This window comes from Mesorhizobium sp. B2-4-1 (assembly GCF_006442185.1).
In the GTDB taxonomy this organism is placed as follows: Bacteria; Pseudomonadota; Alphaproteobacteria; order Rhizobiales; family Rhizobiaceae; genus Mesorhizobium.
Genome location: NZ_VFVN01000007.1, coordinates 103,395 through 114,845 on the forward strand (window position 1 = coordinate 103,395; position 11,451 = coordinate 114,845).

General features: G+C 61.0%; 7 protein-coding genes and 1 pseudogene. 5 read left to right on the top strand and 3 right to left on the bottom strand.

Translation table 11 applies throughout. The annotated features are described in order from the left end of the window. Nucleotides 1–14 precede the first annotated feature (14 nt). Complete coding sequence (locus FJ949_RS19000; protein WP_140498298.1) at nt 15–809, top strand: type VI immunity family protein; 795 nt, start codon at nt 15–17, stop codon at nt 807–809. An 8-nt stretch (nt 810–817) separates the two neighbouring features. On the opposite strand, the gene FJ949_RS19005 is transcribed toward FJ949_RS19000, so the two are convergent. The 3 genes from FJ949_RS19005 to tssI form a co-directional block, all read right to left on the bottom strand. Continuing rightward, on the bottom strand, nt 818–1,777 hold the full coding sequence (locus FJ949_RS19005) for a HEAT repeat domain-containing protein (RefSeq protein WP_224519100.1): 960 nt from the start codon (nt 1,775–1,777) through the stop codon (nt 818–820). Nucleotides 1,778–1,896: 119 nt separating this feature from the next. After that, nucleotides 1,897–2,325: a DUF6484 domain-containing protein gene (locus FJ949_RS19010; RefSeq protein WP_140498300.1), complete on the bottom strand. Its 429-nt coding sequence runs from the start codon at nt 2,323–2,325 to the stop codon at nt 1,897–1,899. 9 nt (nt 2,326–2,334) lie between these two features. Then, nucleotides 2,335–4,662: a type VI secretion system tip protein TssI/VgrG gene (gene tssI, locus FJ949_RS19015; RefSeq protein ID WP_140498301.1), complete on the bottom strand. Its 2,328-nt coding sequence runs from the start codon at nt 4,660–4,662 to the stop codon at nt 2,335–2,337. Nucleotides 4,663–4,937: 275 nt separating this feature from the next. Between tssI and FJ949_RS31080 the strand changes: the two are divergent. The 4 genes and pseudogenes from FJ949_RS31080 to tssM form a co-directional block, all read left to right on the top strand. After that, a pseudogene (locus FJ949_RS31080) lies at nt 4,938–5,207 on the top strand (FHA domain-containing protein); the annotation flags it as partial. Further along, a complete protein-coding gene (gene tagH, locus FJ949_RS19020) occupies nt 5,208–5,987 on the top strand; it encodes a type VI secretion system-associated FHA domain protein TagH (protein WP_318013584.1) in 780 nt (259 codons plus the stop codon). Nucleotides 5,988–6,509: 522 nt separating this feature from the next. Continuing rightward, a complete protein-coding gene (tssL, locus tag FJ949_RS19025) occupies nt 6,510–7,826 on the top strand; it encodes a type VI secretion system protein TssL, long form (protein ID WP_246675711.1) in 1,317 nt (438 codons plus the stop codon). Between the two features lie 22 nt (nt 7,827–7,848). Beyond that, nucleotides 7,849–11,403: a type VI secretion system membrane subunit TssM gene (gene tssM, locus FJ949_RS19030; protein ID WP_140498304.1), complete on the top strand. Its 3,555-nt coding sequence runs from the start codon at nt 7,849–7,851 to the stop codon at nt 11,401–11,403. The last annotated feature ends 48 nt before the right edge of the window (nt 11,404–11,451 follow it).

Consider the following 11,451-nt stretch of genomic DNA (forward strand, 5'->3'; position numbering starts at 1 on the left):
AGGGATCAGTGCGTATGTACAAGCTCGCCGAGCTCGCGGACTGGAGGAGCACGGATCAACCGGAAACGACAGCCAGCGTGAAGGTCGCGATGGCGGCAGGTCGCTGGCTCCCCTACCTGGAGCCGGCGCGGAAGCGCATACGCGAGGGGCGCGGGTTCGAACTCAGGCTATGGGACGGGCGCGGAATCGAAGATCCGGCTGGAAGCTACAGTCTCTCCCTGTACGGAGTGCATTTCCGCGATCGTGAGGTTATGAGTTGCGCGCGCTTTCTGTTCCCCGTCGGCTTCGACGTCGAGAGGATGGTCGAGGCTTCACGCGATATCGCTGCCCGGGTTCGACTCAAGTCAGGCCACGGGGGGCTGACGTTCGCTTACAACCCGACATACAAGGCGGTTGCGTTTGAAGAGATCTATTATCTGGCCCGGCGATTCTGGGGCATCGATGTCGAAGATCTCGAGGCGACGTTGACGGCACGCTCGCCCGGGCTAAAGACGGTCAGTTGGATTACAATGCTAGGGGGCGCACTCGACTTACACCCCGAACTGTCGCAGCGGCTGAAGGAATACTCCCAAAAGAGCCGTCTCGATCTTACCGATCATCACTATGGGTCCGTCGTGGTAATCGGATCGCAGCCTGTTGTTGGAGACGTCAATCGGCCAGGCAGCATTCCGAAAGAATATTTCCAGACTTCCCGCATCCTTGAGCCGGCCTTCATTCAGGATCATCCGGATTTTTACACCGACTTTTTTGTTGACCCCAACACGATGAACTGGATCAGGCGTTTCATCGATCCTGCCGGCTGGCGCTGAGATCCAAGTCAAACCGGCCTTAGCTTGGCCCCCCACGCCTTCACTTTGTCCGCGAACGGCACGCGCGCAACATCATCTCCAAAATGCTCTTCGAAGGCCGGCCCGACATGGCTTGGTTCGGTCGTGAACAGATCCGCTTCGCGCGCCTCGGGGAGAAGCTCTAAAAGCGCGGCACCAGCCGCCACCGAAAGCGCCGGGGTACGCATCTGGCGGATCAACCAGCACAGGACGGTCCGGTCGCCGAGCATGCCTGATCCGCGCACGGCGATGGCGGCGGTTTCGGAGTTCTTCAGCAGCCCGCCCATCCAGGCGCGGACGTCCTGTTCCGGTCCGGCCTTGACGACCGCGCGGAGCGCGGCCAGCGCGTCGGGTCCGCCACCGGCTGCGACCTTCCGGAGTTCAGGGCTGGCGATATCGCCCTCGCCGAGTTCCGTCAGCGACCAAGCCGCCCAGAAACGCGGGGGCTCCTCCCGATCGGAGAGCGCGTTCCGCAACTCGTGAGCCAGATCGGCGCGCTTCAATTTGCCGGCAAGCCGCAGGCTGGTAGCCCGAACGCGCGTATCCGGATCGCGCACAAGTCTTGCCAGCATCTGCTTCGGGTCGACGCCATGCCCGAGGCAGGCCGAGATGCCGAGAAATCGCTTGAAAGCATCCGGCGCCCCGATCCAGTCCCGCACCAGTGGGGCGATGGTTACAGGCTTGTGCCACGCCAACGCACCGACTAATCCACGAGCGTCGTCCTGGCTTTGGCGGCCGAACTCGACCGCCTCGGCCACGCGGCGGTCGTCGTTCTGCTCGATCGCCATCCATCCATAGAGGAACAATTCGCCCTTTTCTGGGAAATCCTCATACGCCGCCACTACAAACGGCCAAGCGGCCGGTCCGGCGATACGCAGACCATCCAGGTTGGCTTCCAAGCGCCGGTCGACGCCGGCGACCACATGAAGATCCGGCGGATCATCCTCCATAAGCGTGTCGCGCTGCGCCCAGAAGAATGCGACCTGCTCGGCGTGCTGCCTGACGACATCCGGTACTATTCGCCGCTGCTCCGGCGCGCCTTCTGGTTTCTTTCCGGTTGCCGCCAACATCAGTTGAGATCGATCGAGCCGCCGCGGATGCGATTGGCGGCGCTCGCCTGGCTGGTGACATAGGTGCCCCGAATGGTAATGCGGCCATCTTTTTCCATGAGGATCGTCGCCTTGCCGCAGCGTAGTTCGATGCGCTCTTCCCCAATGATGCGAATGCGCTCGCCGTCGCGCACGACCTGCGGCGCGGCGGTCTTGCGCGCCGGCTCTACGATGCGGCCGACGATCAGCGGTTTGATGGGGTCGCCCTCCTGAAAGAGCAAAGCCACCTCCGAGCCGACCATATCGGACGTCAGTCCGGTCAGGCTGCGCGCGGGCAAGGCTGTCTCTTCCGGGTTGCCGGGGAACACCACCAGCGGCGACGCGGCATCGTCGAAACCGAGAAAGATGCCGATCACCACACCATCAATGCGTTCGCGAACGTCACTCATCGCTGCCCCTTAATTCTCCGCAATCTTCGAGCCCTTCATCGTGATGTCGCTCGACGCCTTGATGCTGATCTTGCCCGACCCCTTGACCGAAATGTCCTTGCCTTCGATTGCGATCGTGCCGTCTTTCTTCATCATGATCTTTGCCGATCCAGTCTGGATCAGGATCTCGTCCCCTGCGTCTATCACCAGCTTCTTGCCTACCTTGATCGAGCTATTCCCGCTAATGCTGATCGCACTATCCTTTGCGACGCTCAGTGAATGCGCCCCTCCAACGCTCGTGGAATCATCGGCCGCGATGCTGGCGCTGCGCGCCGCGCCGACGCTGAAAGTCTGTGCGCTACCGACGGTGACGCTTTGATCGGCGCCAACATTGACGGTTTGCGCCGCCGCAATCGTCCAGCTGTCGCTCGCACCTATGCTGTGGTCCTGCGCTGCCCCAACCGTCACAGACCGTGTCGCGCCGATCGTGTTGGTCTGCGGCCCGCCGACGCTTCTGGTCTCCGATGCTCCGACTGTATCGACACGCGCAGCGCCGACACTCACCGTCTGCACAATCCCCACGGTCTGAGAATGATTGGCGTCGATGTTCTCCGTCGAGTTCGACACGACATGGATGGTCTCGTTGGCCATGACCGTCAGCGAACGGTTGGCGCCCACCGTCTCGGTGTCGTTCGAGCCGATGTTGGTGGTCTGGTCGACGCCGATCTTGACCGTCTTGTTGTTGCCGACGTCCTCGTCGAGGTTGTGGCCGACGGAGTGCTTGGCGTCGTGGTCGATGCGGTCGGACTGGTCGTGCTGCACCAGCTTGGTGCGGTCGTGCTTGATCAGAAGGTTGTGGTCCTTCTGGGCCTGGAAATTGACCAGTTCGGAGCCGGCCTTGTCCTCGAACATCAGCTCGTTGTAGCCGCCACCGCCTTTGGAGGAGTCCGACTTCCAGCCCGATTGCGTGGCGTTGCCCGGCAGGCCGTAGGGCGGCATCTGCGAGGCGTTGTAGACCCTGCCGGTGATGATCGGCAGATCCGGGTCGCCTTCGATGAAATCGACGATCACCTCCTGGCCGATGCGCGGTATCTGGATGAACCCCCAGCCACTGCCGGCCCAACTCTGCGACACCCGTACGAAACAGGAACTGTTCTGGTCCTTCTTGCCGACGCGGTCCCAATGAAACTGCACCTTCACGCGTGCATGTTTGTCGGTGAATATCTCCTCGCCGGATGGACCGACCACCGTCGCCGTCTGCGGGCCGCGCATGATCGGTCGTGGCGTGGTCCGCGGCGGGCGATAGGGCAAGGCTGTCGGCGCCACACCGAGGACCACTTTGAAACTCTCGCTTTCGACGTCGGCCTGGGCTCTATAGCCGGGGTCAAACAGCCTGTATTCGGCGCTGACCACCAGATATTCCTGGTTCTGGTCTTCGCGCGGAAAACCGTCCAGCTTGAACGTGCAGCCGGAATACAAGCCGCGCACGGTGCCGGCCGCGGCGATGCGCTGGTGCAAGGCCTGGATCTCCTCGCGCCGGATCGAAGCCAGGCTGTCGCCCCGGCTTACTTCGAGATGCGCGCCCGGCTGGCGGTAGTTCTCACCCGCGGACAGTTTGTGACTGAACGGCTGGGCCGACTTGGCCATGAGGTCGGCGCCCGGCTTCTTGAAATCATAATCGGTGTGGGCATAGGCGCCTGGGCGCACCGAGCTGCCCGGTATCCATTCGGTGATGTATTCGACGTCGCGCCGGGAGCCCTGACCTTCAAAGTTATAGAGCACTTTCTCGTAGCCCGGCGCAGGCTTCAGCTTGCTCATCGCATCGGCCAGGACAAGCGTATGCTTGCCGTCATCGTGCTCGAAGAAATAGAAGATACCTTCGTGCTCCAGCAGCCGCTGCACAAAGTCCAGATCGGTCTCGTCGTATTGCACGCAGTATTCACGCGCCGGATAGGACCCTTGCAGGCGTAGATCGAATTCGGAAATACCGTATTTCTTGAAGACATCCTTGACGATGTCGACGACGCTCTTGTTCTGGAAAATATAGCAATCTGTGGTGTTGCCGAGAAACCAGAGCCACGGCCTCATGACGGCCTCGTAGTAGGCTAGCCGGTCCTCCATGCGGGTGAGCCGAAACTCCGATACGATTCCACTGAGCCAGCGCTTTGGATCGGATTCACCTTCGATCGAGACAGGCCCGCCCAGCATCTTCAACGGGTCGATATCGGAGTCTGTGCTCACGAACCCGACCGTGTAGGCAAAGCAACGGCTGATCTCATCGCGTCCGACAAGATGCGTGAAGGTCAGCAAATCGGAGCCAACCGGTGTGCGGACAACGGTGGCACGTTCATTCGGCATGGGTCGAGCCCCCTCCTGGACGCGGCCGCCAATGTGATGGATTTGAAGTTCCCGCTATATCAACGGTGTCATTAGCGGTGTTACGTTCAGGAACTTTCCAAATCCGCCACGCCAGGCCATGTTTAGCCTACCACATGTTTTCCCGCTGACCAAAGAGGACAGGCGGGCGACAGAATCTTATCCGTCGACTCGTCGGCTTGAAACGCCGCTGTCCTGTTTTGCCTGCAAGCTGCTAGAATGTTGGAGTATCGATCAACGATCGACGGCGATCTTGGATGTACATCAGTCTGCGGATCAACAATGTCGACGCCCTGCTCGCTGGCACCTCGACCAGCTACGTGGCGCGTGATAGCGGCTTCGAAATCGGGCGCGATGCTTGTGACTGGACCTTGCCCGACCCCGACAAGTTCATCTCGGGTCGGCACTGCGAGGTTCGATACGAGGCGGGCGCGTTCTGGCTGTACGACATCTCGCGCAACGGGACCTTCATCAATGGATCGAGCCAGCGCATGAGCGGCCCGCATCGGCTGGTCGATGGCGACCGGATGCTGATCGGCCGCTATGTCGTCTTGGTATCGGTCGAAGAAGAGCGCGCCACGGCAGACCACCCCAGCCGCGATTCGACACAGCGGGAAACGCCGGTCGCGACAGGCCGGCCGCTGGAATTCGGAGATGGGCCTTTCTTCGAGCCCGCGCAGCAACGGTCCGCACAGCGCAGTTCCGCGCCGACATTCTCGTCGCCTGCCCTTCCCTCAACCAGGGACGAGGTGCTGCGGGAGATCGCGATCGCAGCCGGCATTTCGCCGGAATTGCTTCAATCGCGCGACCCCCATGAAGTTGCCGCCGAAATCGGCGCGGTCTTGCGGGACGTGGTCGAGGAGCTGACCCTGCTGCTGAAAGCACGCGCGGCCGCGAAAATGTTGGCCAAAAGCACACAGCGAACGATGATCAGCGCCGCCGACAACAATCCGATGAAGTTCGTTCCAGGAACCGACGACATCCTGGAAATCATGTTCGCCCGGCGCAGGACCGGCTATCTTGATGCCAGGCGCAGCATCGAAGATGCATTCCGCGATCTCAAGACTCACGAGTTTGCCACTTATACCGCGATGCAAACCGCGCTCTCCCGGCTGCTTGACGACCTGTCGCCCGAGGCGATCGGCAGGAAACTCCCGCCTACCTCGTTTACGAAGAAGAAGAGCCAAGCCTGGGACGTCTATGTCGCGACATGGCGGACCATGGAGGAGGCACATGAAAACGGCATGCTTGATATATTCCTGGCCTATTTCAGCGAGGCCTACGCCAAGGCCGGCAAGCAGAAATAGGAGGTCCCAGGAAGGCACGGCCCCGGGAAACGTATGGCCAAAAAGCATATGGCCAAAAATGCATGGCACGGCAGTCGGCGAAGAAAAGTCTCGCTGACGCCCGGCGTCCGGTTCCAATCGACGATTTCTGAGATTACGATCGCATAAGACAGTTCGCCAAGCGGGTAAGACTCATTGAGCTGAGGGTCTGCGGCAAATGTCATGTCACTGCGTGATAGCATCTTCTAGCCATTGCCACGGCCGGCAGCGGCTGCCTTTCCTTTACCTGGCCGGAAACCGTTCTGCGCCCATCTCACCCCATCGCCGGCGCCCCGCCTGCACGGACGATCTGCGATGAGTTCGAAGGACGACCCCTTCGGCCCGGCGGGCAAGACGGTCATTCGCGCAAATCCGCGGAGCAAGCAAAAATCGACGCTAATTCCCGAGCTGCCCGTCGCGGACAGAGGCCAGTCCTCTCCAATCAAGGATTCGACGGTGTTCGATCCAGGCGGCGGGCGGTCGCCAGGCTGGGCATCCGGAACCATGATTTATCAAGGTGGCCCCGGCGATGTTGGTGCGCCGACAGGCTCTGCTGGGACTGCGCCGAGGACAGGCATCGAGCAGGAAAGCCTATTCAACGCCGGGAGCGGCATCAAATACGCCGCGGCAAACCCCATTCTCGCCGCGGCGGCACCTTTGCTGATGCTGCTCGGACAGCTCAGGCTCTTGCCCGTTGAAAGACAGGCGGCGCCATTGGCGCAACATATCACCGAGGCGATTGAGAAATTCGACCGGATAGTTGAGAAGTCAGGCGTTGCCGAAGAGGATGCCCGGATTGCGAAATTCGCCCTCTGCGAAACCGCCGACGATCTCATCGGTAACCTGCCCTGGCCCAGGAATGACGCCTGGGCGCCACACGGGATGCTGCGGCAATTCTTTCACCTCGAGCCCACCGGCACCGGCTTCTACGAAGCGCTGAACAAGATCCTGGCCAGTCCCGAAAAACACTACGATCTGCTCGAACTGATGCATGCCTGCCTGTCGCTGGGTTTCGAAGGCCAGTATCGAGGCGTGACGCGACAAGACAACAATCTCGAACGCGTTCGTCGCGACGTTTACGAGACGCTTCGCTATTTCAGGCCGCGTTCCGGTGGAGACATCTCGCCGCATTGGCAGGGCCTAGCGGCGACGATGGCGCAGTCCTCCGCCCGCCTGCCGCTTTGGGTCGTCGCGGCAGCGGCGACCGCGTTGCTGACAGCGGCGTTCTTCGCATTGCGGGTCTTCATCACCAATGAAGGTGAGGCGGTCGCGGGTGAATTGCTGGCGCTCGACCCATCAACACCAGTCGTCATAGAACGCGCCAGCGTGGCGCCGTTGGCTGAGCCGGCGAAAGTCACCCCACCAGCGGCCACCGCGCAGATTGATCGTATTCGTGCGGCATTGGCCAAGGATCTCGAAGGCGGCGGGCTGACCATCGGCACCAAGGGCGACTTCATCGTCGTGGAGATCAACAATCTCCTGCTGTTTCAGTCCGGCAGGGCCGAGGCGAGGCCGGAATTCCAGCCCATTGCCACCGACATCGCCGCGGCTCTGGAACACGAGCCTGGACCAATCCGGATCGTCGGCCACACGGACAATGTGAAACCACGAAAGTCGAGCGCGTTCAAATCCAACTTCGACCTTTCCGTCGCCCGGGCGAAGGCAGTCGAAGTGTTGATGGCAGTGAAATTCACCGATCCCTCGCGACTGACGGTCGAGGGTAAGGGCGAGGACGAGCCGATCGCCGACAATGCGACACCGGATGGCCGCGCCAAGAACCGCCGTGTCGATGTGATGATCCCCAGGGAGGAAACACTGTGAGCACGGCCCGCTGGAACCACCCATGACGCGTTGGCTGTTGCGGATATTCAGCGTGATCGCGCTGGTCGGCTTCGTCGCGGCAGTGTGGTTTGCCGGGCCATTGATCCGCTTCGCCGACATCCGGCCGCTCGGACCTGGGTGGCTGCGCGCGACGATCATTGGTGTGATCCTCGCGCTGCTGGCGCTTTTTTACGCGCTGCGTTTCTGGAAAGCGAGGAAGGCGCAAAAAGCGCTCGAAGCCGTCGTTGCGCACAATGCCGACCGCGATGACGATTCTCGGGTGCTCGAAGCGCGGATGAATGAGGCCGTGGCGGCGCTCAAACGGTCGAGCGGCAAGCGCAACTTTCTCTATGAGATCCCCTGGTACGTTGTCATCGGCCCGCCCGGTGCCGGCAAGACGACGGCTCTGGTCAATTCAGGCCTGAATTTTCCGCTTGCCGGTTCGGGGGACGCCCAACCGGTGGCCGGTGTTGGCGGAACACGTGCCTGCGACTGGTGGTTTACCGATCAGGCCGTGCTGATCGACACCGCAGGTCGTTATACGACGCAGGACTCCAATCCCGAGATTGACAAGAAGAGCTGGCTCGCATTCCTGTCACTGCTCAAGAGGTACCGCACCAGACAACCGATAAACGGCGTCATCCTGGCCATCAGCCTTGCCGATGTGATGAGCTTCGATGATCAGCAGCTTGATGCCCACATCGTCGAGATACGCAGCCGCCTGAGAGAAATTCACGAGACGCTGAAGATCCAGTTTCCCGTCTATCTGCTTTTCACCAAGGCCGATCTGGTTTCAGGGTTCACGGATTATTTCGGCGGTTTCGACGAGGCGCGCAGACGCAAGGTATGGGGCACGACATTCCAGACGGCGGAGCGCGATAGGAACATGGCCGCCGCGGCTCCTGCCGAACTCGATGGGCTGGCGGAACGACTGGCGGACGAGATGGCCGACCGCCTCCAGGAAGAGGCTGATCCGGTCACGCGCATCTCCATCTTCGGCTTTCCGGCTCAGTTCGGCGCGCTGAGGGCTCGCATTACCAGTTTTGTCGCCGGTCTATTCGACCCGTCCCGCAGCCAGGTGAAAGCCAGCCTGCGTGGACTCTATTTTTCGTCAGGCACGCAAGAGGGAACGCCCATCGATCAGGTGCTGGGCGCAATCGGCCGCAATTTCGGGGGCAATTCCCGCCCGCACCTTTCCGGAACCGGCAAAAGCTTCTTTTTGCATGATCTGCTGACGGACGTCATTTTTGCCGAATCGGGATGGGTTTCGTATGACAAATCAGCTGCGAGGCGGGCGGCGGTGGCCAGATTTGGCGGCCTCGGTACGATAGCGCTGATCGCTGCTGCCGCACTCGGTACGCTCGCTCTGAGCTTCGCGGCCAACCGCTCGCTGATCGCGTCCGCAACGGTTGCTATGGGCCAGTATCGCGCGACGGCGGAAACGCTGCTCAAGGCGGCCACGGTTACCGATGTGGACCTTGAAAACGTCATCGGCCCGCTCGACCAGTTGCGCGACCTGCCGGCCGGGTTCGAAGCCGCTGAGCTAGCGACACCGATCGGGGAGACGTTCGGCCTCAGTCAGCGGGAAAGACTTCTTTCCGCGTCCCGGACCGCTTATCGGAAAGGCCTGGAACGCATGTTGCGCTCGCGCCTGCTGATCCAGGCCGAGCGAACGATCCAAGCCAAGATGGGCGATCCCGCCGCACTCTACGAGCCGTTGAAAATCTACCTCATGCTTGGTGGCAAGGCGCCGAAGGTCGATGACGCGCTGATCGTTTCCTGGATGAAGCAGGATTGGGAACAGAACCGATACCCGGGCGAAAACAACCGCGAGGGACGAGCGCACCTCGAAAAGCACCTGCGCGCCATGCTCGCCTTGGACGACGCCTATGACCCCGTTTTCGAACTGAACCAGCCCCTTGTTGAAGCCGCACAACGCTCTCTCGAACGCATGAGCCTTGCCGATCGAGCGACCGCTTTGATCAAGTCGGCGATCTACGCGGCGGCGCTGGAGGACTTTTCCATTTCCCAGCAAGGTGGTCCCGAAGCGCAACTGCTGTTCGAACGTATCGATGGCAGCGATCTGGCGGACCTTCGTGTTCCCGGTCTCTACACTAATGCCGGCTTCAACAGGTTCTACCTTGCCCAACTCTCGCGCATTGCGCAGATGCTCGTCGACGAGCAGTGGGTTCTCGGTGGTGGCGGAGAGCAAGGCGACATCGATCAGCAATTGCTCAGGCTCGGCCCCGAACTTCTCGATCGCTACGGCAAGGCGTTCGCCGCGGCGTGGAACAGCGTTCTCGACCAGTTGAAATTCAAGGCGATGCTGACAGACAAGCCGCACTATACCGCGCTTTCAGCCGCTGCCTCCCCCAGTTCGCCGATAAAGCGGCTGTTTTCGGCGATCGCCAACGAGACGGCGCTGACACGGGACCTAGGTGACGGTCCTGGCGCCGAGACAGAATCCGCGGCTCAAAACCAGCAACGCAGCGCCGCAGAATTAGCCAAGGGCTTAGCCCGTATCGGCATACACATAGCCAACGGCAAATCGCAAATCCGCGCCGGCGCACAGCCCGCTGACGTACAGAACTTGAATCCGGGCGCGAACATTGAAGCGCGATTCAAATCATTCCAGGTCCTGGTGAACGGGCCCGCCGGACATCGCCCGATCGACGCACTAACCCAGAACTTCAGCGACATCTATCAAAGCCTGCGACTGGCCACCGAAGTTCCTTCGCAGGTGGAGCGGCTCAACGGTAATCTGCAGCTACAGATTGCCACCCTTCGCGCCAATGTCTCGCGTCTGCCCAAGCAACTCGGCCGGATGGTCAACACGACGGCAGATGAGTTCGAAGGTAACGTCGCCGAAACCTCGGTGACAAACTTGAACCAGATACTCGACCAGACGGTCACAGCCCCCTGCGAGGCAGCGATCAACGGCCGTTACCCCTTCGACGGGAGCAGCACCGAGGACGTCGCCATGGCCGATTTCGCGAAGCTGTTCGCCCCAGGCGGACTGATGGACCGGTTCTTTGCACAAAATCTGGCCTCGCTGACCGACATGACCGGCCAGGACTGGCGTTGGAAACAGGATACGCGCTTTGGACGCAACTTGTCGAAATCGACCTTGAAGGACTTCCAGTTGGCTGCGGAAATCCGCATTGCCTTTTTTCCATCGGGCGCTTCAGTACCCTCCGTCAGCGTCACCTTCATACCCTTCTCGCTGCATGGCGATGCCGACATGGCCGTACTTGATGTCGATGGCCAGACCGTTCAGAGCAACCAGACCGGAAATGGGCCGAGCACGGTGACTTGGCCGACCGGTACGGCTACCCCATCCGCGAGCCTCAGCCTGACACCAGAAATGCCAGGGCGCCAGTCCGCCATCACGTTCGAAGGGCCGTGGGCCTTGACGCGGCTTCTGAACAAGGCGGCTATCACGGGCAACGAGGGCAGCATGCAGGCCCACTTCGTGATCGGCGGGCGCGACGTCACCTACACGATCCAGACAGGGTCCGGCACCAACCCCTTCCTGCTCCCTGCCCTTTCCGAGTTCACCTGTCCCAAGGCGTTCTGAGATTGAGATGATCCTGGGCAGTAAGCCGCAGAAGCGCAAAACCAGGCA

What these genes read in the sequence shown, in the direction of transcription:
- FJ949_RS19000 (WP_140498298.1), top strand. Translation starts at nt 15, where the DNA reads ATGTACAAGCTCGCCGAGCTCGCGGACTGGAGGAGCACGGATCAACCG.
- FJ949_RS19005 (WP_224519100.1), bottom strand. Translation starts at nt 1,777, where the DNA reads ATGGAGGATGATCCGCCGGATCTTCATGTGGTCGCCGGCGTCGACCGG.
- FJ949_RS19010 (WP_140498300.1), bottom strand. Translation starts at nt 2,325, where the DNA reads ATGAGTGACGTTCGCGAACGCATTGATGGTGTGGTGATCGGCATCTTT.
- tssI (WP_140498301.1), bottom strand. Translation starts at nt 4,662, where the DNA reads ATGCCGAATGAACGTGCCACCGTTGTCCGCACACCGGTTGGCTCCGAT.
- tagH (WP_318013584.1), top strand. Translation starts at nt 5,208, where the DNA reads ATGCTGATCGGCCGCTATGTCGTCTTGGTATCGGTCGAAGAAGAGCGC.
- tssL (WP_246675711.1), top strand. Translation starts at nt 6,510, where the DNA reads ATGATTTATCAAGGTGGCCCCGGCGATGTTGGTGCGCCGACAGGCTCT.
- tssM (WP_140498304.1), top strand. Translation starts at nt 7,849, where the DNA reads ATGACGCGTTGGCTGTTGCGGATATTCAGCGTGATCGCGCTGGTCGGC.